This window comes from Aeromonas sp., from assembly GCF_050252055.1.
GTDB classification, from domain to species: domain Bacteria; phylum Pseudomonadota; class Gammaproteobacteria; order Enterobacterales; family Aeromonadaceae; genus Aeromonas; species Aeromonas caviae.
In genome coordinates this window covers 296,446-318,610 of the sequence record NZ_JBFWLQ010000001.1, presented here as the reverse complement: position 1 = coordinate 318,610, position 22,165 = coordinate 296,446, and the positions used below count along the sequence as shown (strand labels likewise).

At 59.6% G+C, this 22,165-nt stretch carries 22 protein-coding genes; 8 read left to right on the top strand and 14 right to left on the bottom strand.

Annotated features, from left to right (window positions below):
* Positions 1 to 17: 17 nt before the first annotated feature.
* The 8 genes from rseP to rpsB all read right to left on the bottom strand — a co-directional run bounded on the left by rseP (position 18) and on the right by rpsB (position 7,618).
* Complete coding sequence (gene rseP, locus AB7E19_RS01420; protein ID WP_223920071.1) at positions 18 to 1,370, bottom strand: sigma E protease regulator RseP; 1,353 nt, start codon at positions 1,368 to 1,370, stop codon at positions 18 to 20.
* Positions 1,371 to 1,446: 76 nt separating this feature from the next.
* The gene (gene ispC / locus AB7E19_RS01415; protein ID WP_052815753.1) at positions 1,447 to 2,643 is read right to left on the bottom strand and encodes a 1-deoxy-D-xylulose-5-phosphate reductoisomerase; all 1,197 of its coding nucleotides are present in this window, start codon (positions 2,641 to 2,643) and stop codon (positions 1,447 to 1,449) included.
* 67 nt (positions 2,644 to 2,710) lie between these two features.
* Positions 2,711 to 3,568 carry a phosphatidate cytidylyltransferase gene (locus tag AB7E19_RS01410; RefSeq protein WP_427934543.1) on the bottom strand — a complete coding sequence of 286 codons (858 nt, stop codon included), beginning with the start codon at positions 3,566 to 3,568 and terminating at the stop codon, positions 2,711 to 2,713.
* A gap of 27 nt (positions 3,569 to 3,595) precedes the next feature.
* Positions 3,596 to 4,372 carry a polyprenyl diphosphate synthase gene (uppS, locus tag AB7E19_RS01405; protein ID WP_039039427.1) on the bottom strand — a complete coding sequence of 259 codons (777 nt, stop codon included), beginning with the start codon at positions 4,370 to 4,372 and terminating at the stop codon, positions 3,596 to 3,598.
* 72 nt (positions 4,373 to 4,444) lie between these two features.
* Entirely contained in the window at positions 4,445 to 5,002 is a 558-nt protein-coding gene (frr, locus tag AB7E19_RS01400; protein ID WP_010673406.1) for a ribosome recycling factor, read from the bottom strand.
* Positions 5,003 to 5,097: 95 nt separating this feature from the next.
* A complete protein-coding gene (gene pyrH, locus AB7E19_RS01395; RefSeq protein ID WP_010673405.1) occupies positions 5,098 to 5,832 on the bottom strand; it encodes a UMP kinase in 735 nt (244 codons plus the stop codon).
* Positions 5,833 to 5,903: 71 nt separating this feature from the next.
* Positions 5,904 to 6,785, bottom strand: a complete 882-nt coding sequence (gene tsf / locus AB7E19_RS01390; protein ID WP_010673404.1) for a translation elongation factor Ts — start codon at positions 6,783 to 6,785, stop codon at positions 5,904 to 5,906.
* A 104-nt stretch (positions 6,786 to 6,889) separates the two neighbouring features.
* Entirely contained in the window at positions 6,890 to 7,618 is a 729-nt protein-coding gene (gene rpsB, locus AB7E19_RS01385; RefSeq protein WP_010673403.1) for a 30S ribosomal protein S2, read from the bottom strand.
* 358 nt (positions 7,619 to 7,976) lie between these two features.
* On the opposite strand from rpsB, the gene map reads away from it, so the two are divergent.
* The 4 genes from map to AB7E19_RS01365 all read left to right on the top strand — a co-directional run bounded on the left by map (position 7,977) and on the right by AB7E19_RS01365 (position 13,134).
* Positions 7,977 to 8,765 (top strand): type I methionyl aminopeptidase, encoded by a 789-nt coding sequence (gene map, locus AB7E19_RS01380; protein WP_010673402.1) that lies wholly within the window; start codon positions 7,977 to 7,979, stop codon positions 8,763 to 8,765.
* A 64-nt stretch (positions 8,766 to 8,829) separates the two neighbouring features.
* Positions 8,830 to 11,472, top strand: a complete 2,643-nt coding sequence (glnD, locus tag AB7E19_RS01375) for a bifunctional uridylyltransferase/uridylyl-removing protein GlnD (RefSeq protein ID WP_042015535.1) — start codon at positions 8,830 to 8,832, stop codon at positions 11,470 to 11,472.
* 178 nt (positions 11,473 to 11,650) lie between these two features.
* A complete protein-coding gene (gene dapD, locus AB7E19_RS01370) occupies positions 11,651 to 12,478 on the top strand; it encodes a 2,3,4,5-tetrahydropyridine-2,6-dicarboxylate N-succinyltransferase (RefSeq protein WP_010673400.1) in 828 nt (275 codons plus the stop codon).
* 272 nt (positions 12,479 to 12,750) lie between these two features.
* On the top strand, positions 12,751 to 13,134 hold the full coding sequence (locus tag AB7E19_RS01365) for a DUF3461 family protein (protein ID WP_039039426.1): 384 nt from the start codon (positions 12,751 to 12,753) through the stop codon (positions 13,132 to 13,134).
* 163 nt (positions 13,135 to 13,297) lie between these two features.
* On the opposite strand, the gene ptsG is transcribed toward AB7E19_RS01365, so the two are convergent.
* From ptsG to AB7E19_RS01335, 6 genes are all read right to left on the bottom strand, one after another.
* Entirely contained in the window at positions 13,298 to 14,731 is a 1,434-nt protein-coding gene (gene ptsG, locus AB7E19_RS01360) for a PTS glucose transporter subunit IIBC (protein WP_010673398.1), read from the bottom strand.
* A 429-nt stretch (positions 14,732 to 15,160) separates the two neighbouring features.
* Positions 15,161 to 16,135, bottom strand: a complete 975-nt coding sequence (locus AB7E19_RS01355; protein ID WP_427934541.1) for a MalM family protein — start codon at positions 16,133 to 16,135, stop codon at positions 15,161 to 15,163.
* A gap of 90 nt (positions 16,136 to 16,225) precedes the next feature.
* Positions 16,226 to 17,548: a maltoporin gene (locus tag AB7E19_RS01350; RefSeq protein ID WP_041214686.1), complete on the bottom strand. Its 1,323-nt coding sequence runs from the start codon at positions 17,546 to 17,548 to the stop codon at positions 16,226 to 16,228.
* Between the two features lie 527 nt (positions 17,549 to 18,075).
* Entirely contained in the window at positions 18,076 to 18,516 is a 441-nt protein-coding gene (locus AB7E19_RS01345) for a flavodoxin (RefSeq protein WP_039039423.1), read from the bottom strand.
* Between the two features lie 184 nt (positions 18,517 to 18,700).
* Complete coding sequence (gene truC / locus AB7E19_RS01340) at positions 18,701 to 19,477, bottom strand: tRNA pseudouridine(65) synthase TruC (RefSeq protein WP_324046314.1); 777 nt, start codon at positions 19,475 to 19,477, stop codon at positions 18,701 to 18,703.
* Entirely contained in the window at positions 19,477 to 19,812 is a 336-nt protein-coding gene (locus AB7E19_RS01335; protein ID WP_010673392.1) for a YqcC family protein, read from the bottom strand. Before AB7E19_RS01335 ends, truC begins: the two co-directional genes overlap by 1 nt.
* A gap of 197 nt (positions 19,813 to 20,009) precedes the next feature.
* On the opposite strand from AB7E19_RS01335, the gene AB7E19_RS01330 reads away from it, so the two are divergent.
* The 4 genes from AB7E19_RS01330 to AB7E19_RS01315 all read left to right on the top strand — a co-directional run bounded on the left by AB7E19_RS01330 (position 20,010) and on the right by AB7E19_RS01315 (position 22,163).
* Positions 20,010 to 21,038, top strand: coding sequence for a DUF3549 family protein (locus tag AB7E19_RS01330; RefSeq protein WP_427934538.1), 1,029 nt, complete (start codon positions 20,010 to 20,012; stop codon positions 21,036 to 21,038).
* Positions 21,039 to 21,106: 68 nt separating this feature from the next.
* Positions 21,107 to 21,403 carry a DUF3301 domain-containing protein gene (locus AB7E19_RS01325; RefSeq protein ID WP_039039421.1) on the top strand — a complete coding sequence of 99 codons (297 nt, stop codon included), beginning with the start codon at positions 21,107 to 21,109 and terminating at the stop codon, positions 21,401 to 21,403.
* Between the two features lie 59 nt (positions 21,404 to 21,462).
* Complete coding sequence (locus tag AB7E19_RS01320; RefSeq protein WP_010673389.1) at positions 21,463 to 21,699, top strand: DUF2789 domain-containing protein; 237 nt, start codon at positions 21,463 to 21,465, stop codon at positions 21,697 to 21,699.
* 158 nt (positions 21,700 to 21,857) lie between these two features.
* Complete coding sequence (locus tag AB7E19_RS01315; protein WP_010673388.1) at positions 21,858 to 22,163, top strand: DNA-binding protein; 306 nt, start codon at positions 21,858 to 21,860, stop codon at positions 22,161 to 22,163.
* Positions 22,164 to 22,165 lie beyond the last annotated feature (2 nt).

The window sequence follows — 22,165 nt, the reverse complement described above, 5'->3', positions numbered from 1 at the left end:
TTGTTGATGCTCTGGCCTCAGAGGCGAGCGAAATCATTAAACAGCGCAATGCCCATCAGTAACATCAGAATGGCGGCGCCTATCCTGAACCCAACTTCCTGAATTTTTTCCGATACCGGCTTGCCGGTGATCGCCTCGATGAGGAAATAGACCAGATGGCCACCATCGAGCACCGGCAGGGGGAACAGGTTGATGATCCCCAGGTTGACGCTGATGAGCGCCAGGAATCCGAGGAAATAGACCAACCCGTAATCGGCGCTGCTGCCGGCCCCCTTGGCGATGGAGATGGGGCCGCTCAGGTTGTCCAAAGAGACGATGCCACCGATCAGCTTGCCTATCATGTCGAAGGTCAGGGTGATCAGGCTCCAGGTCTTCTGGACCCCATGCCACAGGGCTTGCAAAGGCCCATACTGTAACAGAGTTCGATACTCATCCGGTAATGGAACCAGTTGCGGCGACAAGCCCACAAAACCGACCAGCTGGCCCTTCACTTTCTTCCCGTCCGGGGTCAGGGTCAGGGTCATCTCGCTGCCCCCGCGCTCCACCGTCACCTGCAACGGCTGCGCCGGTGACTGCTGGACACGCTCGACAAACTGGGCCCATTCGGTGATGGCCTCTCCATCGACCCCCTTGATGCGATCCCCTACCTGAAGGCCGGCCTTCTCGCTGGCGCTCGATGGCACCACGGCCTCCACCACGGGCAACACCTTGCCACCGAGGGGCACTATCCCGAGGCTCCCGATGGGGGACTCCTTGTCCGGATCGAATTTCCAGCCTGCCAGCTGCAGGGTCTTGTCCACTGCATAGCTGGTGTTGGCCGCCTTGAGCTTGAGCTGGACCGAGTCATCACCAAGGTGGCTGATGAGGGCGTAGGTGACGCTCTCCCAGTCACCGGTCTCCTCGCCGCCGACGCCGACGATCTCCATGCCTGGCAGGATGCCGGCCTCTGCCACGATGGAGGCGGGACGCACCTCGCCCACCACGGGTTTGACGCTCGGCACCCCTATCATGAACATCAGCCAGAAGGCGAACAGGGCGAACACGAAGTTTGCCATGGGGCCGGCCGCGACGATGGCCATCCGCGCCCAGACGCTCTTGTGGTTGAAGGCCTGCGCCTCCTCCCCAGGCTTGAGTTCGTCGACCCGGCCATCCAGCATCTTGACGTAACCGCCAAGGGGGATCAGGGCCAGCACGTATTCGGTGCCATCCTTGCCAAGGCGACGCCAGATGGCCTTGCCAAAGCCGATGGAGAAGCGCTCCACCTTGACGCCGCAACGACGAGCCACCCAGAAGTGGCCAAATTCATGCACCGCCACCAGCAGCCCGAGGGCCACGATGAAGGCGCCGATATTCCACAGAACCCCGCCCATCAGCCGCGTACCTCGCGGTCATGTCCAGTCCTGCGCTCGAGAGCATGGAGAGGGGCTGGCTGCCACCACAGTCCGTTCATACGGCAAGCTCCTTTATCAGTTGCTGGGCACGGGCTCGGGCCGTACCGTCCAGGGCGATGAGATCCGCCAGAGAGCCGGCAGCACTGCTGCCCAGCTCGGCCATGACGGATTCGTTGACTCTGGCAATATCCATAAATCCGATCCGCTCTGCAAGAAAAGCCGCGACGGCCTCCTCGTTGGCGGCATTGAGGGAGGTGGTCGCCCCCTGCCCTTGCTGGCACGCGCTCATGGCCAGCGCCAGACAGGGATAGCGCTCATAGTCGGGCCGGATAAAGCTGAACTCTCCGACACTGAAGAAATCCAAAGGTTCCACACCGGACTCGATCCGTTCCGGATAGGCCAGAGCGTGGGCAATGGGGGTGCACATGTCCGGGTTGCCGAGCTGGGCCAGCACGGAGCCATCCTTGTACTGCACCATGGAGTGAATGACGGACTGGGGGTGGATCACCACCTGGATCTGCTCGGGGGCCGCATTGAACAGCCAGCGCGCCTCGATGTACTCCAGCCCCTTGTTCATCATGGTGGCGGAGTCCACCGAGATCTTGGCCCCCATGGACCAGTTGGGATGGGCAATGGCTTGCGCCGGGGTGACATGGTGCAATTCACCCACATCGGCATAGCGGAAAGGTCCGCCGGAGCCGGTCAGCAGGATCTTGCTGATCCCCGCCCCGGCCAGATCGCAGAAACCGGGCTGGCGCTGCACGTCGACCGGCAGGCACTGGAAGATGGCGTTGTGTTCGCTGTCGATGGGCAGCAGCTCGGCGCCGTGCTCTCGCACCGCCTCCATGAAGAAGGCGCCGGACATCACCAGCGCCTCCTTGTTGGCCAGCAGAATGCGCTTGCCGGCGCGCACGGCAGCCATGGTGGGTGCCAGACCCGCCGCACCGACAATGGCCGCCATCACGCTGTGGGCCTCGGGGTGAGCAGCCACGTCGCACAGGGCTGCCTGACCGGACAACACCCGGGTGGTGCTGCCGTGAGCCTTGAGCCGACCCGCCAGATCGCTGGCGGCGCCTTCGTCCACCATGACAGCGAACCGGGGGGAGAATTCGAGACAGTCGCGCAGCATGGCATCCACGCTGCGGGCAGCGGTCAGCGCCAGCACCTGCCAGCGCCCGGGGTTGTGGCGCAGTACCTTGAGGGTGCTCTGACCGATGGAGCCTGACGCTCCCAGGATCACCAGGTTTTGCATCAAGACTCCTGATTGGGTAACAGACTGATGGAGCGGGACGCTCCCGGGATCATCAGTGCGCGAAACATCAAAACTCCGGACCGAGCAACAGGTAGCTGAGCAGGAAGACGGGCAGCGCCGCCGTCAGGCTGTCGATGCGATCGAGAATGCCGCCATGGCCCGGCAACAGGGTGCCGGAATCCTTGATGCCGGCTTCCCGCTTGAACATGCTCTCGGTGAGATCGCCGAGCACGGAGGCCAGCACCGCCAGCAGGGAACAGAGCAGCACGGTGCCCATCTTGGCAGGCACGAAGCCCATGAACCAGGTCACGCCGATGGCCAGCAGGCTGGCGGTAAACAGCCCACCCAGCATGCCTTCGATGGTTTTCCCCGGGCTCACGGCCGGCGCCAGCTTGTGTTTGCCGAACGCCTTGCCGAAAAAATACGCGCCAGAATCTGCCGCCCAGACCAGTCCCATCACGAACAGCAGGATCCAGGCCCCCATCATGGGGTCGTGGTAGAAGTTGTAACCGCGAATGGCCACCAGGGACCAGAAGAAGGGAACCAGGGTCACCAGACCGAACAGGGATTTGAGCCAGATGGATTCACGCCACAGCCTGGCGCTTTGCGGGTAGCGCAGCACCAGCACCAGCCCCAGCAGCCACCAGCTGACGGCGGTCCAGAGCACGCCCATCACCAGCGGATGCAGTTGGGGGATCCAGAGTTGCTCCACGGGCACCCAGAACAGGCTGGCCCCCAGCAGCAGACAGAACACCAGCGGCAACCACTGTTGCGGCTGGGCAGTGACGAAGGCACTCCACTCACGGCTGGCCAGCAGAAAGACCAGGGCGGCGAGCAGGGCAAAGAATTTCAACGGCAGAAAAAACAGCGCCCCCAACACCAGGGGTACTAACAGTAATGCGGTAATAATTCGTTGTTTTAGCAAAAGAAACCTCTCTCTTGGGAGCGGGGTTTAGCCGGTCTGTTGCGCGGCGATCAATTCCCGGATCTGTTCACCCGTACACCCGAAGCGACGCTCGCGAGCAACGAAGGAGGCAACTGCCCCACTGAACTCGGCCTCGTCAAAATCGGGCCACAGGACCGGGGTAAAATAGAGTTCGGCATAGGCGAGCTGCCACAGGACAAAGTTGCTGATGCGATGATCCCCGCCGGTGCGGATCAACAGATCCACGGGGGGCAGATCAGCCATGCAGACATGACGACCCAATGCCGCCTCATCGACCGCCTCGGCATCGAGTTCACCCGCAGCCACGGCCCGTGCCAGGGTCCGGGCCGCCTGGGCGATGTCCCACTGACCGCCATAGTTGGCGGCGATATTGAGGGTCAATCCCTGATTGTTGGCGGTCAGGGCCTCGGCCTTGGCGATTTTGGCCTGCAGCCGCTCGCTGAAGCGGGCAGTGTCGCCAATCACCCGAAGGCGAATGCCGTTGCTGTGCAACTTGCTCACCTCGCGACCCAGCACCGTCATGAACAATTCCATCAGGGCGTTGACTTCCCCTTCCGGACGGCGCCAGTTCTCGCTGGAAAACGCAAACAGGGTCAGCGCCTCCATCTTGGCACGGGCGGCAAAGGCCACGGCCTCACGCACGGATTTCACGCCCGCCTTGTGCCCGGAAACCCGCATCTTGCCGCGGTTCTGGGCCCAGCGACCATTGCCATCCATGATGATGGCGACGTGACGGGGCAAGGACGAGCTGGCGCTATCGCCTAGCGCTGCCAAAAGCGACATTCATTTCTCCCACAAAGACAAAAGCGCCGTGCAGGGGCACTACACGGCGCTCGTAATATACCTGTCGGAGGCTTAGATTTCCATTAGCTCCTTTTCCTTCACAACCAGGGCGTCATCCACCAGCTTGATGAAGGTATCGGTCAGCTTCTGGATCTCTTCCTGGGCGCGACGGTCGTCGTCTTCGGAGATCTCTTTCTCTTTCAGCAGGGCTTTCAGGTCGGCGTTGGCATCGCGACGGATGTTGCGAATGGCAACCCGGGCACCTTCGGCTTCGGCACGGACGATCTTGGTCAGATCACGGCGACGCTCTTCGGTCAGCGGCGGCAGCGGTACGCGCAGAGTCTGGCCGTTGCTGGACGGGTTCAGGCCCAGATCGGAGGTCAGGATGGCTTTTTCCACCGCCTGTATCATGGAGCGATCGAAGATGGAGATGGAGAGAGTACGGGCATCTTCTGCCACCACGTTGGCCAACTGCTTCAGAGGAGTGGCAGCACCGTAATACTCCACCTGGATGCCGTCGAGCAGGCTCGGATGAGCACGGCCGGTACGGATCTTGGACATCTGGGTCTTCAGCGACTCTACGCTTTTGCCCATGCGGTCCTTGGCGTCGTTTTTAATCTCGTTGATCACAGTGGTTTTCCTTTTGGCGAACGAGCCGACAGGCGGCTCGTATCTATCTTGTTGACTGGCGTAATGGACAAGCGAGCCTGGGGCTCACACTTGCCTTACTTGCTGGCCTGGTGGATCAGGGTACCTTCCGGCTCACCCATGATCACGCGGCGCAGCGCGCCCGGTTTGTTCATGTTGAACACCCGGATCGGCAGATCGTGGTCGCGGGCCAGGGTAAAAGCAGCAAGATCCATCACTTTGAGTTCTTTTTCAAGAACTTCATCATAACTCAGTTCCTGATAGAGCACGGCATCCGGGTTCTTGACCGGGTCATCGGTGAACACGCCATCGACCTTGGTGGCTTTCAGCACGACGTCGGCTTCGATCTCGATACCGCGCAGGCAGGCTGCCGAGTCGGTGGTAAAGAAGGGGTTGCCGGTACCGGCAGAGAAGATCACCACCTTGCCGGCACGCAGCTGGCTGATGGCTTCGGCCCAGCTGTAGGAGTCGCAGACCCCTTGCAGGGAGATGGCCGACATCAGGCGGGCATTCACATAAGCACGATGCAGGGCATCACGCATGGCCAGGCCGTTCATGACGGTCGCCAGCATGCCCATGTGGTCACCCACCACGCGATTCATGCCTGCCTTGGCAAGGCCGGCACCACGGAACAGGTTGCCGCCACCGATGACCAGACCGACCTGAACACCCAGCTCAACCAGCTCTTTGATCTCTTGGGCCATCCGTTCCAGCACCGCCGGATCAATGCCGAAACCCTCGGATCCTTGCAGGGCTTCACCACTCAACTTCAGAAGAACACGTCTGTATGCAGGCTTGGGATTGGTACTCATGTCACTGATTCCTGGTCATATAAAGACCGCGACATAAGTCGCGGTCTGGGGAAACGGAAAAACCGGTTCGATTAGGCCTTCTGAGCGGCCGCGATCTGGGCTGCTACTTCAGCAGCGAAGTCGGTCTCTTGCTTCTCGATGCCTTCGCCCACTTCGAAACGGGTGAAGGAAACAACGTCAGCGCCTTCTTTCTTCAGCAGCTCGGCAACGGTCATGGAAGGATCTTTCACGAACGGTTGACCAGTCAGGGAAACCTCACCGGTGAACTTCTTCATGCGGCCTTCAACCATCTTCTCGGCGATCTCTTTCGGCTTGCCGGAGTTGATGGCGATGTCGATCTGGATTTCGCGCTCTTTGGCAACGACTTCGGCAGACACGTCTTCCGGTTTGACGAATTGCGGGCTGTTGGCAGCAACGTGCATGGCCAGATCTTTGGCCAGCTCGTCGGTACCGCCAACCAGCTTGGTGATAACACCGATGCGGGAGCCGTGAACGTAGGTGCCCAGGTTGTCACCTTCAACCAGCATCACGCGACGCAGGTTCATGTTCTCACCGATCTTGGCGATCAGGTTGGTGATGGTCAGCTCGACGGACTCGCCGTTGCCGAAGTCGGCGGCTTTCAGCGCGTCAACGTCAGCGATTTTCTGGGTAGCAGCGATCTCGACGATCTTCTGACCCATGGCCAGGAAACCGGCATCCTTGGAAACGAAGTCAGTCTCGCAGTTCAGCTCGATCATGACGGCAACGTTGCCTTCGGTACGGGCGAAGATCACACCTTCAGCGGCGATACGGCCAGCTTTCTTGGCGGCCTTGGCCTGACCGGATTTACGCATGTTCTCGATAGCCAGCTCGATATCACCGTTGGCTTCTTCCAGCGCTTTTTTGCAATCCATCATGCCAGCGGCGGTGCGCTCGCGCAGTTCTTTTACCAGGGCGGCAGAAATGTTTGCCATGTCCAGTATCCTCGGTCTTGAATTGACAAGAAACAGGGGCCACAAGGGCCCCTGCTAACCAATTACATCAGCTTGGTTAATAAGGGCTTTACAGTCCTTATCAATTACTCAGCTTCAACGAAGCCATCTTGTTCGGCTTGAACAACGATGTCCTGCTCGCGGGCTTCCAGAACGGTGTCAGCAGCAGCGTTCAGGTACAGCTGTACGGCACGGATAGCGTCGTCGTTACCCGGGATGACATAGTCAACGCCGTCCGGGTTGGAGTTGGTATCAACGATGGAAACTACCGGGATACCCAGGTTGTTGGCTTCTTTGATAGCGATGTGCTCGTGGTCGGCATCGACAACGAACAGAACGTCAGGCAGGCCGCCCATGTTCTTGATACCACCCAGGCTCTTCTCCAGCTTTTCCATTTCGCGAGTACGCATCAGCGCCTCTTTTTTGGTCAGCTTGTCGAAGGTACCGTCTTCGCTCTGGGTTTCCAGATCTTTCAGGCGCTTGATGGACTGACGAACGGTTTTCCAGTTGGTCAGCATGCCGCCCAGCCAGCGGTGGTTAACATAGAACTGGTCGCAACGCTCAGCGGCTTCTTTGACGGCTTCAGACGCGGCACGCTTGGTACCTACGAACAGTACCTTGCCTTTCTTGGCAGCTACGGAGCTGATGAAGTTCATGGCATCGTCAAACATCGGAACGGTTTTTTCCAGGTTGATGATGTGAACTTTGCTGCGGGCGCCGAAGATGTAGGACTTCATTTTCGGGTTCCAGTAACGAGTCTGGTGACCGAAGTGAACGCCGGCTTGCAGCATGTCGCGCATAGAAACTTTAGCCATTTTATACCTCTGTATTGGGGTTAGGCCTCCACACATCCCATATAACCGACCCGTTAAGGCACCCCGGCATATGTGTCGATGTGTGTGTGTTGTTGAGTAAGGGTGATGGCATGAGGACACGAGTTCCCCATTCCGGCGCGCTTTATACCATAACTTTGGTCATGACACCACCAGCCCGGGTGCTAAAAATGGATCCCGGACCATGGTGCGACCGCCTGATGACGTTGCGATGACGATCACACTGGAAGTAAACGGGGGTTGGGGATAAAATTTCGCCCTGATTGCAAACGCATCTATTTTTCATTACCTGGTTGTTGGGCATCGGCAGGATGCGCAATCAGGCCCCAAGAGAGATCCCATGTCCATTAAAATCAAGACACCGGAAGAGATTGAAAAAATGCGTGTCGCCGGCCAGCTGGCCGCCGACGTGCTGGTCATGATCGCCCCCCACGTCAAGGCGGGCGTCACCACAGACGAACTGAATACCCTCTGCCACGACTACATCGTCGACGTGCAGCAGGCCATCCCCGCGCCGCTCAATTACCACGGCTTCCCCAAGTCCATCTGTACCTCGGTGAACGATGTCATCTGCCATGGCATCCCGAACCACAAGAAGCTGCGGGAAGGGGACATCATCAATCTGGACATCACCGTCATCAAGGATGGCTATCACGGCGATACCTCCGCCATGTTCATCGTGGGCCAGACCACCCCCCTGCGCCGCCAGCTCTGCAAGGTGGCCCAGGATAGCCTCTATGCCGCCATCAAGCGGGTGCGCCCGGGCATGTGCATCACCGAGATCGGCGCCGTCATCCAGCCCATCGTCGAGCAGGCCGGCTTCTCCGTGGTACGCGACTACTGCGGCCATGGCATCGGTGCCGAGTTCCACGAAGAGCCGCAGATCCTCCACTACCGCAACGGCGGCAAGCTGGAGCTGAAAGCGGGCATGTGCTTCACCATCGAGCCCATGGTCAACAGCAAGAAGTACCACTGCAAGGTCAATCCGAAGGATGGCTGGACCGTGACCACCAAGGACGGCGGCGACTCCGCCCAGTGGGAGCACACCCTGCTGGTGACCGAGGATGGCTGCGAGGTCCTGACCCTGCGCCCCGACGACACTATCGAGCGTTTTATCCGCCACGTTTGACATTCAACCCCGGCCGCGCGCCGGGGTTGCTCTTTACCCGGCCCGACCGAGAGTGTGACATGCCATGGATGCCAGCCTGCTTTCTCCCCATCTGCTCCCAGACGATCAGCTCACCCGTGACAACTGCAAGGAGTACCTGAGCCGCTTTCTCGCCTGGCTGCACGAGCGCTTCGACGCCGGTGACAACATCATCGAACTGGTGGCCACCCGCTCCGAATACATGGACGCGCTGCTGACCAGGCTCTGGCACAAGTTCGGCTTCGACAGGACCGAGCTCACCCTGATCGCGGTAGGCGGCTATGGCCGCGGCGAGCTGCACCCCCACTCCGATATCGACCTGCTGATCCTCTACGAAGGAGATGAACTGGACGAGGTGCTGGGGCTTCGCATCGGCGAGTTCATCACCCTCTTGTGGGATCTCAAGCTGGAAGTGGGGCAGTCGGTGCGCAACGTGGCCGAGTGCATCGAGCAGGGTCGCAACGACATCACGGTTGCCACCAACCTCATCGAGGCCCGTTACATCACGGGTCGCCTGGCGGGATTCGAGCAGTTGCAGGCGGCCACCCAGCCCCAGCACTTCTGGCCGAGCGAAGCCTTCTTTCGTGCCAAACGCGAAGAGCAGGCCCTGCGCCACCAGCAGTTTCTCGGCACCGCCTACAAGCTGGAGCCGGATCTCAAGAACAATCCCGGGGGCCTTCGCGACATCCAGACCCTGGCCTGGGTCGCCCGCCGCCACTTCGGCGCCACCACCCTGTTCGAGATGACCAGCCACGGTTTTCTCAACCGGGCCGAGTACCGGGAGCTGCTCGACTGTCAGAATTTCCTGTGGAAGGTGCGCTTCGCCCTGCACATGGCCATCAACAAGGGGGACAACCGTCTCTTGTTCGACCGCCAGCGCACCGTGGCCCAGATGCTGGGGTTCGAGGGGGAAGGCAACGGCCCGGTCGAGCAGATGATGAAGCGCTTCTACCAGACGGTGCGACGGGTGGCCGAACTCAACGAGATGCTGCTACAACTCTTTGACGAGGCCATTCTTGGCAACACCGCCATGGACGTGCGCCGCATCAGCGACGAATTCCAGCTGCGCGGCCGCCTCATCGATGCGGTGGACTCCGAGCTGTTCGGCCGGGATCCTGCCGCCATCCTGCGACTCTTCTACCAGATAGCCCAGCACCCGGAGATTGCCGGCATCCACTCCGCCACCTTGCGCCAGTTGCGCGAGGCCAGACGCACCCTCAACTGCTGGCTGCAAGATCTACCCGAGTGCCGCCGTCTCTTCATGGCGCTCCTGCGCCACCCCAACGGCATCGGCCAGCCGCTCACCCTGATGCACAAGTACGGGATCCTCGCGGCCTACCTGCCCCAGTGGAACCTCATCGTCGGCCAGATGCAGTTCGACATGTTCCACGCCTACACGGTGGACGAACATACCCACAGGCTGCTGCAGAACATCCATCGCTTTCCGAATCCGGCCAGCCGCCAGACTCACCCGCTCTGCCACGAGGTGTTCACCCAGTTGCGCAAGCCCGAGCTGCTCAGCATCGCCGCCCTCTTCCACGACATCGCCAAGGGCAGGCGCGGCGATCATTCCGAACTCGGGGCCGTGGATGCGCTGGAGTTCTGCCAGTTGCACGGGCTGGATCGCTACGAGAGCCGACTGGTCGCCTGGCTGGTGCGCCACCATCTGCTGATGTCGGTCACCGCCCAGCGCCGCGACATCTACGACCCGGATGTGGTCACCGACTTCGCCCAGAAGGTGCGGGATGAATTGCACCTCGACCTGCTCTATTGCCTGACCGTGGCCGACATCTGTGCCACCAACGACAGTCTGTGGAACGACTGGAAGGGCACCCTGCTGCGCGAACTCTACTTCGCCACCCAGAAGGCCCTGCGCCAGGGGTTGGAAAACCCGCCAGACATGCGCCTCAAGATCCGTGAAAACCAGCGCCAGGCCAGGCAAATCCTGACCCAGCGCGAGGTGCCACAGGAGGCGGTCACCGCCCTCTGGAACGACTTCAAGGCCGATTACTTCCTGCGCCACAGCCCGGAGCAGATCGCCTGGCACTGCCGCAAGATCATCGCCCACGGTGACAACCCGGCCCCCCTGGTGCTCATCGGCAAGCATCCCATACGGGGCGGTAGCGAGGTGTTCATCTATTGTCGCGATACCCCCAACCTCTTTGCCACCGTGGCCTCGGCGCTGGATCAGAAGAACCTCAGCATCCACGACGCCCAGATCATGAATTCGCGCAACGACTACGTGCTCGACACCTTCATCGTGCTGGAGCCAAACGGCGAGCCAATCAGCCCCAACCGTACCGCCACCATCAAGAAGGCGCTGGAGAAAGCCCTTCAGGAGCCGGGCAAACTGGTACTGCGCAGCAAGCCCCTGTCCAGACGCCACCGCCAGTTCAGCGTGCCGACCAGGGTGGTCTTCCTGCCCCACAAGGGGGAAAACCGCCACACCCTGCTGGAGCTGACGGCCCTGGACACTCCGGGCCTATTGGCCCGTATCGGTGCCGTGTTCCAGCAGTGCGGCCTCTCCCTCCATGCCGCCAAGATCACCACCATCGGTGAGCGGGTGGAGGACTTCTTCAGCCTCACCACCCTGGCCGGAGAGCCGCTGAACCCGGAGGAGCAACAGGCCCTCGAGGAGAGGCTGGTCAATCAGCTCAACCCCCAGGAACCGGTTGGCGAGAGTGCCTGACACGCTCGGATGAAGCCTCGAAAGAGGCTTTTTGACGTATTGATTCCTCAATCAGAACAAATGGTTGGACCACTCAAGTACAATAAATCGCCCTGATTCTGAAGAAATCGGCGAGAGCCCTTAAAAACGATTGGAAAAGTGTGATACAACAAACAGAATTTTATAAAGGAAACCTGTCATGACCCAGTTGCAACAGACCATCGAAGCGGCCTTCGAGCGCCGTGACTCCATCACCCCCGGCTCCGTCGATGCCGCCACCAAGGCCGCCATTCTGGAAGCCATCGACCTGCTGGACTCCGGCAAAGCCCGGGTTGCCGAGAAGATTGCCGGCGAGTGGGTCGTCCACCAGTGGCTGAAGAAGGCCGTGCTGCTCTCCTTCCGCATCAACGACAACGGCATCATCAAGGGCGACGATGCCCAGTACTACGACAAGGTTCCCCTGAAGTTCTCCAACTACACCGAAGAGCAGTTCAAGGCTGCCGGTGTACGCGTCGTGCCGCCCGCGACTGCGCGCAAAGGCTCCTTCATCGCCCCGAACACCGTGCTGATGCCCTCCTACGTCAACATCGGCGCCTTCGTCGATGAAGGCACCATGGTCGACACCTGGGCCACCGTGGGCTCCTGCGCCCAGATCGGCAAGAACGTGCACCTCTCCGGCGGCGTCGGCATCGGCGGCGTACTGGAGCCACTGCAGGCCAACCCGACCATCATCGAAGACAACTGCTTCATCGGTGCCCGTTCCGAAGTGGTGGAAGGGGTGATCGTCGAGGAAGGCTCCGTCATCTCCATGGGGGTCTTCATCGGCCAGTCCACCCGCATCTATGACCGCGAAACCGGTGAAATCCACTACGGCCGCGTCCCGGCCGGCTCCGTGGTCGTTTCCGGCTCCCTGCCCTCCAAGTGCGGCAAGTACAGCCTCTACGCCGCCGTCATCGTCAAGAAGGTGGATGCCAAGACCCGCGCCAAGGTCGGCATCAACGCCCTGCTGCGCTCCATCGACGAGTAATCCACGCCGATGTCATCAAGGGCACCTCTGGTGCCCTTTTTCATGCCCGCTCTCATGGGCGGGCGCCAACTCCCCTGCCCCACCATCACTGCCCCCCATGAGACGACACCGCTTATGGCAGTGCTGACAAGGCGTTCACCCCTCCCCCTTGGCTCGTTGATTAAAAAAGACCTTTTTGACACCAATTTGAATTTGGCGCGCCTGTCACAGGCAAGGCGTCCGGACTCGGGTAAGATAGAGGGGTCAGGATCGTTTCAAACCAAGGAAGCCCGATGTACGAGAATCTCAAGAGCCTGGGGATCCAGGAACCCACCTCGGTGGACAGCTACACCCTGCGCCAGGAAGCCAACCACGACATCCTCAAGATCTATTTCAAGAAGCAGAAGGGTGAATTCTTCGCCAAGAGCGTCAAATTCAAATACCCCCGCCAGCGCAAGACCATGCTGGTCGACTCGGGGACCCATGAGTACAAGGATGTCACCGAGATCAACGCCAACCTCAAATACGTGGTGGATGAGCTGGACAATCTGACCCAGGGCGGCCAGCCTTCCGCCGATCCGGACATCAAGCAGAAGATACTGCGCGACTTGCGTCATCTGGAAAAAGTGGTGCAGAACAAGATCAGCGAGATAGAACGGGATCTCGAAAAGCTTTAAGCCGGTCTGATGCAGCAAAGGCGCCCAGGGGCGCCTTTTTCATTGGATCACACCATACTGGCGCCGTCAGGAAAGTCCCCGCACATGTCCCGCCACCAAACGCAACCCAGCAAAAAGGGAGGCTTGCGCCTCCCTTTTCGGAACTCGGATATCGGAGCGACAATCAGTTGCTCTTCATCCAGATGTCCATTTCAGTTTTCAGGTTGTCGGACTTGGTGCCGAAGATGGCTTGTACACCGGAACCAGCCACCACCACACCGGCGGCACCCAGCTTCTTCAGACCAGCCTGGTCAACCTTGGCCACATCCTTCACACCGACACGCAGACGGGTGATGCAGGCGTCCAGAGAGGCGATGTTCTCTTTGCCACCGAAGGCGGAGACCAGTGCAGCAGACATCTCGTCCTTGCTTTGACCGGCAGAGGACTCTTGAGCGGCTTCGTCTTCACGACCCGGAGTTTTCAGGTTCATGGCACGGATGACCACGGTGAAGACCACGTAGTAGATGACCGCGTAGACCAGACCCAGACCCACCAGCAGCAGCATGTTGTCGGCACGCGGGGATTGCACCACGAAGTCGATGAAGCCGTTGGAGAAGGTGTGACCGTGAACGACACCCAGCATGTTGGTCAGCACGTATGCCAGACCGGCCAGCAGGGCGTGGATGGCGTACAGAACCGGGGCCACGAACAGGAAGGAGAATTCGATAGGCTCGGTGATACCGGTCAGGAAGGAGGTCAGGGCAGCAGAAGCCATGATACCTACGATCTTGGCGCGGTTTTCCGGCTTGGCGGAGTGCGCAATGGCAAACGCGGCAGCAGGCAGACCGAACATCTTGAACAGGTAGCCACCCGCCAGCTGACCGAAGCCGTTGCCGGCAGCACGGGAAGCGTCATCAGCAGTCAGGAAGCAGGTCATGATGCCGTGTACGGTTTCACCGGCGGCGTTGACGCAGGTACCAGCCTGATAGAAGAACGGCACGTTCCAGATGTGGTGCAGACCGAACGGGATCAGGGAGCGCTCAACCACGCCGTAGATGCCGAAGGCCAGGACCGGGTTCTGGTTGGCAGCCCAGTCGGAGAAGGCACCGATGGCACCACCGATCGGCGGCCAGATGAAGGAGAGCACGACACCCAGACCGATGGAAACAAAACCGGTGATGATGGGCACGGCGCGCTTGCCAGCGAAGAAGCCGAGGTACTCTGGCAGCTGGATCTTGTAGAAGCGGTTGAACGCCCAGGCAGCCACGCCACCGGCGAGGATACCACCCAGCACACCGGTATCGATCTTCTCGACACCCATCACAGGCGCCATCACAGTCAGGGTGGCAGTCATGATGCCGTAGCCGACGATGGCGGACAGGCCGGAAACACCGTCGTTATTGGTGAAGCCAAGGGCGACGCCCACGGCGAACAGCAGAGCCATCTGGCCGAATACGGAACCACCGGCCTGCTCCATCAGTTGGGAGACGATTTCCGGCAACCAGCTGAAGTGGGCAGCACCCACCCCCAGCAGAATACCTGCAACGGGCAAGACCGATACGGGCAGCATCAGCGCCTTACCGACCTTTTGCAGATTAGAGAAAGCATTTTTTAACATGTGTGCGCTCCTGAATGGATTTTTTTCCGACAACGACTCAGGGCAGTTTATTGATGACGATGTGCTTCATCCGTCACTGCGCCAAATGCGTTTTCCGGGTTGCTTATTTTGACCAGCAGAATATAACCCAGCGGGGGTGGAAATGCCTCTGTCGGAAACAAGGGAATAATAAATTTGGAGGAGAGATCACAAGATAATAAATAAGCAGAGAGGGGACTATCTTGAATATTATTTCGTATTGTTATAGCTTCGCCGCAAAAAGAAATAAACCACTTCAAAACAAATCACAAAGAAACCAAATAATACCCAACGATACCCAATGTAACTGAATGTAACTTATTGCGGATTTATATTATCCAGTCTACCGATTAAAAAGGCCTCCAACAAGGGAGGCCTCCAATAAATATCGATTTTAATAAACCGAGATATTTAATTCTTCTGTGAACGTTTCACTGCATCAATAAAGACCGATTTAGCCTTGGTTGAACCGGCACGCTCGGCTTCATTCACGAGTTGCATCGCCTTGTCGATGTCACCGGCCTTCACCGCTTTCTCGATCTGGGCGTTGTAGAAGCTCTCGGTCTCGCTCAGCATGGCGGGAGCCGGTTTGCTCGGCGCTGCGGCAACGGCTGCCGTGGTGGCCGCCGTCGCAGCCACGGCAGTGGTAGCAGGCTTGGCCTGGCTCATCGCCACCTTGTCGGCGTATTCAGGCTTGAACACTGCTTCCAGGCCTTGTCCCTTGGCCATGTCCGTGACCTTGATCTGTACCAGACCCCAGGGCGAATGGGGGATCACGGGGTCCTTGATATCCGGCTCGACCGTGCCGTTGGCACGGGCAAAGGCCTTCGCGGGGTGCAAGATGGTGGTGCTGCCCGCCGTCTCGTTGGCCGGCGCATAGACCACCATATAGGTTTCAGTGGCGGGATTGCCCGGCATGCTGCGGTCCACGAACACACGCCCCTCAATCCTGTCGTTGTCGAGCAGGTGGGCTGGTTGATAGGCAAAGACCGACTCACCCAGCACGCGAGTCACCTTGAACTGGGCATCCAGCATGATCACCTTGGGAACCAGGACCGTCTTGCTGACCTGGGAGGCCAGGGTGATGGCCAGATTGCCGGTATTGGCCGGCAGACGATAGGCGGCAAAATAGCTCATTCCCTCGTCAAACTGATAACTGGGCTGCTTGCCGTCGATGGCCAGCAGCGTCTCGCCTTCCGGCAGGGAGACATAATTGAATTCGTTGAACCCTGTGCAACAATTGGTTGCCTGGGAGAGCGCCTGCTTGGCCTGATCGGCATTACTCAGAATGGAGGCGTGCTCCTGCACGGGCACCACCATGCTACCGGAACAACCGGCCAGCAGCGCGGTAACCATGGCCGCGATAGACATCTTTACCAGTTTCATTCTTCTTATCTCCATAACCCGGTTGCCACATCATGCGAAACAAAACTGCCCCCATAAGGGGGCAGTGACTAACTTAACTGAAGATATTGCTTACCACCAGGCTTCTGCTTGTACGCCAACCTGATAGGTGTCTTTGGAGGTGTTGCCTTCAAAGGCGTTCTGGTCTTCGGTGTTCTTCAGGTAGGTGGCGAACACGCGGATTTCCGGACGGGCCCAGAAGCTGGAGCCGGCAGACCAGGCCTGAGCCAGGGTCAGCTTGTAAGCGCCATCTTTGTCGGTGGTACCGGAAGTGGACTTGTTCTTGTCCTGGAAGTAGCCGCCTTCGAAGATGGTCTTGTTGAAGTCATCCCACTTGTACATCGGGCGAGCGACGACAGACATGGTTTCGTACTTGTCGTTGCCGTTCCACATCTCGTTGCCTACCCCGTAGACCAGCTGGTGACCCATCTCCCAGGAGTTGCCCATCGGGATGACGCCCCAGTTGATGATACGGTAGCCATCGGCACCGGCTTTGGCTTCGGCACCATACCAGGAACCGTCACCGTAGAAGGCCATGGTCTTGGAGTAGCCTTCGGTACCGTACTGCAGCACGGTCTTGTTGAAGCCACCGAAGATGCCTTGGGTCAGTTCGGCAGTCAGCATGACGCCGTTCTTCATGTTGTCGTTCTTCAGATCTTTCTGGGCGTCGGTCTCATTGACCAGGGCATACATGGCGCCCACTTCCAGAGAGCCGTCCTGCCACAGCGGGATGCCGGCATAACGCACATCCAGGGTGTTGACGTTCAGATCTTCGTTCTTCTGGTAAACCGGATCGCCGTTGCCATCTACACCGGTCTGGGTGTACTGACCGAAGACATCACCCGCGCTGCGGTCGTTGCGGACCCAGGCCAGGGAGAGCTTGCCAGGACCAGCCTGGATGCCTTCGATACCGGCGCCGGCACCGGAGATGTTCCAGTAGTAGAAGTCAGAGATGTGGATGTCGTGACGTTGGTAGTAACGCTTACCGGCCCACAGGGTGGCTTCCGGCGCGAAGCCCAGCAGCCCTTTGGCTTGCACGTTGAACTGACGCAGGGCGAAGTCGGAGTCGCCGTTGCACTGCTTGGCATCGAAGTTACAGACGGTGCCGGTACCTTCCCAGTCGTTGGAGCCGTTGGACGCCATGGCGAACATGGAGTCTACGTAGAAAGTCTTGCCATCTTTGTTGAAGACTTCCTGACCCAGCTGGACTTCGCCGTAGGTATCATTTTCGTTACCCAGACGACCAACCTTGTTGACGTTGTATTTGACCATGTCCCCGTCACCGGAAACACCGACACCTGAACGGAAGTAGCCGTGGAAATCAACGGCGAAGGCGGCTTGAGAAGCCAGGGCTGCGGTTACTGCTGCAGCGATCGGGAGCCACTTTGCTTTCATTTTCATTTTCCTTATTCCCGCTGAGAGGAGTGTGATCCTGATATTCAAGTTCTTATCACCGGAAAAACGTTTTGGTGATAACCGGGGTCGATTATAGGTACCCAAATTCCCTGCAAACATGAGCTGATTCACAAAACGATGACAAATCGCACGCCACCGACAGCCACAGCAACAAAAGTTCAATAAACTTTCATTTATTGGCACCAACCACCCAAAAAAAGCACAAAAAAGAAAAACAACAACCAAAGAAAGCGCTTTCAAATATTAATTTGCGACGAGAGTTAAGTGATAAATCCGTGTCGCAGTAGCAAAAACATGACTGAAATCGCTTTCAATGCGGAACTTTTAATTTTTCAATTTGTCGTGGGTGATGATGAATATGGCCAACCGGTTATCATAATTTGCGAGAAAAATAACCGGACGAAAGAGAGGATATATTTGGGGGCTGAGGCGTGACGCCCCAAAAATAAAACACCCCCGTCAGCACACTCACGGAGGTGAATTTATTCTCGGGGAGAAGGGTCTGGCTACAGTCTATTTTCCCAGGTTTTCAACCAGGCCAGCGCCGCCACTTCAGGCTCATCTTCTACCGTCGCATCGATTTCCAGGCGCACAACCAGTGGCTCGGCAGCCAGCTCCTGCAACAGGGCATCCAGCGTTCGCCCCGCTCCGCAGAAGTGTTCATAGCTGCTGTCTCCCATGGCGATGAGGGCATAGCGCCATCCCTTCATATAAGGAGCACGATCGGCCAGGGCACTGGCAAAGGGCTGCAAATTGGGCGGTATATCCCCCTGCCCCGTGGTGGCGGTCACGATGAGCAGAAAGCGGGAAGCATCGATGTCGGTCAGCGCCGCGTCATCGAAGATCTGGCAAACATGGCCATTGGCTTGTAGGTGGTCACAGAGGGTCTCGGCCACCAACATGGCAGAGCCGTAGACGGTGCCGACCAGGATGTCGATCTCGGCCATCAGCGACTCCTCAGGGACAGACATTGGGCCCGGCAAGACCGGGATGGGTAGGAAGAGCCCCCTTGAACAGGCGGGGGGTACGCGATTGCGCAGGCGATATCTCGTTGAGCCATAAGTCATTCCTCTGACGTACCTGGGTTACAGCATGCCACAGCCCGGTCAGAGGCAACAGATGGAAAGAGGCTCAGGCGCCGTAGTCTTGCTCGCTGGCAGGCCAGCCCAGACGGGCGAACAGACCCAGCACCTCGGGGCCCAGGGGCGCTTGGATCCGCATCGGCACCTTGAGCACCGGATGCTCGAAGCTCAGACGGTGCGCGATCAACAGCAGGCGGTCGCACCCGTAGTGCTCGCGAAAGAAGCGGTTGTGCCGGCCATCTCCGTGGGTGGTATCACCGACGATGGGGTGGAACAGGTGATCCAGATGGCGGCGCAGCTGATGCTTGCGCCCCGTCTTGGGAAAGAGACGGACCAGGCTGTAGCGACTGGTGGGATGCTTCTTGGAGACGGCGAAGGGCAGCTCGACCTGATGCAGACGACGAAACGCGGTCACCGCCTCCTGGGCGGGGCGATCCGGGTCGCTGAAGGCATCGGCAATCTTGTCCAGCTGCTCCTTGAGCGGATAGTCGATGAGCCCCTCTTCGGGGGCCCATCCCCGCACCAGTGCCAGGTACTCCTTGTGGACCTGACGGGCAGCAAAGGCCTCAGTCAGGGTACGGGCCACGGCAGGATCGAGAGCAAACAGCAGCACACCCGAAGTGGGCCTGTCCAGTCGGTGCACGGGGTAGACATGACGACCCCCGATCAGATCCCGGGTCATCTGCATGGCGAAACGGGTCTCGGCCTTGTCGAGCCAACTGCGGTGCACCAGGAGACCGGACGGTTTGTTCACCGCCACCAGCCAGTCATCCTGATAGAGCAGAGTCGGCTGCAAGGCATCCGCTGTCCGGGTCTGCTCGTCCATCATTGTTCGACCACTTTGCCGGAGAGCAGCAGATCGAAACGGGCGATCAGACGAAGCAGGGCCTCGACCTCCGCCAGCTCCTCTTTATAGACCTCACTCGCCATGGGATAGAGGGAGACGCTGGTCGGCAGCGGAGCCTGCAGCAGCACCAGCTGCTCCATGCGCGGGATCAGCACGAACTGCAGCCACTGATCGAAACTCAGGGTATCGACACAGAACGGCAGCTCGCTTGCCAGCGCCTCGCTCCCCGGATGGTCGGCTTGCCAGCGTTCCAGACGTTGCAACTCGGCAGTCAGCTCTCCCAGCAGACCGGCAACCAGCAGATATTGATTCATCTCGCTCACTTCCTCATCGCGGGCCCGGTCTGCGACGGGGCCCCACTCAATACGGCCATCAAAAAGGGGCGCTACTATACACCGACCCCGTAATGGCTGCCATGTTGCCGTCACCTTCATCCCCTGCATCACCGCCTCTGGCTATCTGGTGCAGCCCCCTTATAATCGCCCCCATTATCTTCAAGCGGGATCTCTTCATGTCTTCCATCAACACCCTGACCGAGTTTCTGACCCAGGCCGATACCCAGTTCCAGCTGTTCGATCTGGGCCGCCAGGTGCGCCCGCTCTCCAGCGACCTCTTCGTGCGCATCGAGCAGCAGCAGGAGCCCTATCCCTGGCCGTTGCAGCAGCACGCCTGGCTCGGCGTGCACTTCTTCCAGCCAACCGAATCCAGGCACTACCTCTGGTTCCTCAAGTTCGCCCTCGATGAGCGCGGCCTCCTCATCTCCAGCGGCCCCAAGCATTTCATGGATCAGGTGGTAGAGACTCTGGGCTACAAGCTCACCGGTGAACTGGACGAAGAGAAGGCCCAGCGTCTGGCGGACAACCCCTACACCTTCCGTCCGGCCGAGGCCAAGATGGCCAGTGTGCACGCCAAGCTGGCCCGCCAGCTGGAACAAGCCCCTTCCCCTTACTACGAGGCCCTCTGCCACTATCTGGCGGCGCCGGGGGAAGAGGGGTGGCAGGCCCTGGGACTGCAAGGGTTTGCAGATCTCGCGGAGCGGCTGCAGGTTGAACGCAACCTGGCACTGGTCTGCAAGGCCTTGCCCGTGCTGCCGCAGGCCCCCCTCTACGCCCTGTGCCAGAGCCTGGAGAACGCCCCCCTGCCTCCTGCCCTGCAAGGCGCATTGCTGGAGCGCATCGGCAAGGAGCAGGAGTGCGCCGAGCCTGACCCCGAAACCCTGGCCTATCTGTGCCGGGCACTGGCCTCCTGCCCGGGCAACGGGCTGCGCACCAACAAGCTGTTGACCCTGCTGCAAACCCGGCCAAGCCCCTCCCTGCTCCTCGCCATCGCTGGCCGCCTCTGGCCCGATCTGAAACACCCCGAACTGCTCGGCCTGTTTCTGGAGCAGCTCGCCCTGCAACCCACCCAGTTCTTCAACCAGGTATTTGCCGAGCTCGTCACGCTACCGGCCCTGCGCAATGATATGCTGGCAAAACTGCGTGACCCCGAACGCAGCGAGGCCTTGGGTCTGGCCATCGGTCGCCTGTTCGCTTCCACCTAGGCCCGACACAACGGCCCTGTTGCCTGAGGTGAACAGGGCCCCACACACATCACAGAAGGAACCCGCTGATGGGAGAAATGCTTGGGATCTTGCTGCTCGGCCTCGTTGGCTGGGCCTTCTGGCAACAGCGCCGCCAGGCGGAGCTGGCTTGGCAATACATGCGCCGCTACTGCCAGCACCACGACCTGCAACTGCTGTCGCTGGCGCGGACACACCGTGCCCTGGGGCACAAGCCCCTGCGCCTGCTCACCTACTACCAGTTCGAGTTCTCCAGCGACGGTGAGAGCCATTATCAGGGGCAGCTCTGCATGCAGGGGCTGCATGTCGCCGGTGTCGAGCTGCCACCCCATCGTCTCCCCTCCTAGATTTGAGAGCACGGGGGCTGGCTATACTCTTCCACAGCCCCCTTCCAAGGAGTACCGACATGGAATTGCTCACCCATGACATGGCCGCCCTGTTTGCCCAGCTGGGGCTGGCCAGTGACGACATCAGCCAGCAGCGTTTTATCCGCGACCATCCCATCGATCGCCATACCCAGTTGCCCGACGCGCCGTTCTGGACGCCTTCCCAGGCAGACTTTCTGCGCGATGCCCTCAGCCACGACGCCGACTGGGCGGAAGCCATCGACCAGCTGGATGTGATGCTGCGCCAGGGGACCTGATCCCCCCACTCCCGGCGGCCAGCGTTGGGTCGACGCGGAGCCGCCAATCCCCTCCCTCTCGCCACCCACGCCCTTCGCTCCGCTTTCCTGATGGACAGGCTTTGATTAAGCTCTGTGCCACTATCCACCCGCAGCAAGACGGCCGTGCAGGAGCCAAGATGTCAGCCCAAGAGATCATCCAGATAGCCAACGAACTCAGTGCCAGGGGGATCACCCCCTCTACCGCCATGGTCAAGGCCCGCCTCAGCCATCCCGTGCCCATGGCCGAGCTGCTCAAGGTGTTGAGCCAGTGGAAGCAACAACCCCAGCCCGCGGCGACAGCGCCCGCCCCCGCCAGTGCCCCCGAGGCGTCCCCCTTGGCCACGGAAAGCGTCACTCTTCAGCAACTGAGCGAACAGCTCGCCCGGCTGGAGCAGAAGGTCGATCGCCTCACCGATCTGCTGCTCAACCAGAAGCCGGATTGACC

What these genes read in the sequence shown, in the direction of transcription:
- map (WP_010673402.1), top strand. Translation starts at nt 7,977, where the DNA reads ATGTCCATTAAAATCAAGACACCGGAAGAGATTGAAAAAATGCGTGTC.
- AB7E19_RS01350 (WP_041214686.1), bottom strand. Translation starts at nt 17,548, where the DNA reads ATGAAAGCAAAGTGGCTCCCGATCGCTGCAGCAGTAACCGCAGCCCTG.
- AB7E19_RS01355 (WP_427934541.1), bottom strand. Translation starts at nt 16,135, where the DNA reads ATGAAACTGGTAAAGATGTCTATCGCGGCCATGGTTACCGCGCTGCTG.
- AB7E19_RS01345 (WP_039039423.1), bottom strand. Translation starts at nt 18,516, where the DNA reads ATGGCCGAGATCGACATCCTGGTCGGCACCGTCTACGGCTCTGCCATG.
- truC (WP_324046314.1), bottom strand. Translation starts at nt 19,477, where the DNA reads ATGGACGAGCAGACCCGGACAGCGGATGCCTTGCAGCCGACTCTGCTC.
- pyrH (WP_010673405.1), bottom strand. Translation starts at nt 5,832, where the DNA reads ATGAGTACCAATCCCAAGCCTGCATACAGACGTGTTCTTCTGAAGTTG.
- rpsB (WP_010673403.1), bottom strand. Translation starts at nt 7,618, where the DNA reads ATGGCTAAAGTTTCTATGCGCGACATGCTGCAAGCCGGCGTTCACTTC.
- AB7E19_RS01365 (WP_039039426.1), top strand. Translation starts at nt 12,751, where the DNA reads ATGTACGAGAATCTCAAGAGCCTGGGGATCCAGGAACCCACCTCGGTG.
- ptsG (WP_010673398.1), bottom strand. Translation starts at nt 14,731, where the DNA reads ATGTTAAAAAATGCTTTCTCTAATCTGCAAAAGGTCGGTAAGGCGCTG.
- AB7E19_RS01330 (WP_427934538.1), top strand. Translation starts at nt 20,010, where the DNA reads ATGTCTTCCATCAACACCCTGACCGAGTTTCTGACCCAGGCCGATACC.
- AB7E19_RS01325 (WP_039039421.1), top strand. Translation starts at nt 21,107, where the DNA reads ATGGGAGAAATGCTTGGGATCTTGCTGCTCGGCCTCGTTGGCTGGGCC.
- tsf (WP_010673404.1), bottom strand. Translation starts at nt 6,785, where the DNA reads ATGGCAAACATTTCTGCCGCCCTGGTAAAAGAACTGCGCGAGCGCACC.
- ispC (WP_052815753.1), bottom strand. Translation starts at nt 2,643, where the DNA reads ATGCAAAACCTGGTGATCCTGGGAGCGTCAGGCTCCATCGGTCAGAGC.
- uppS (WP_039039427.1), bottom strand. Translation starts at nt 4,372, where the DNA reads ATGTCGCTTTTGGCAGCGCTAGGCGATAGCGCCAGCTCGTCCTTGCCC.
- AB7E19_RS01315 (WP_010673388.1), top strand. Translation starts at nt 21,858, where the DNA reads ATGTCAGCCCAAGAGATCATCCAGATAGCCAACGAACTCAGTGCCAGG.
- AB7E19_RS01320 (WP_010673389.1), top strand. Translation starts at nt 21,463, where the DNA reads ATGGAATTGCTCACCCATGACATGGCCGCCCTGTTTGCCCAGCTGGGG.
- AB7E19_RS01335 (WP_010673392.1), bottom strand. Translation starts at nt 19,812, where the DNA reads ATGAATCAATATCTGCTGGTTGCCGGTCTGCTGGGAGAGCTGACTGCC.
- dapD (WP_010673400.1), top strand. Translation starts at nt 11,651, where the DNA reads ATGACCCAGTTGCAACAGACCATCGAAGCGGCCTTCGAGCGCCGTGAC.
- glnD (WP_042015535.1), top strand. Translation starts at nt 8,830, where the DNA reads ATGGATGCCAGCCTGCTTTCTCCCCATCTGCTCCCAGACGATCAGCTC.
- rseP (WP_223920071.1), bottom strand. Translation starts at nt 1,370, where the DNA reads ATGGGCGGGGTTCTGTGGAATATCGGCGCCTTCATCGTGGCCCTCGGG.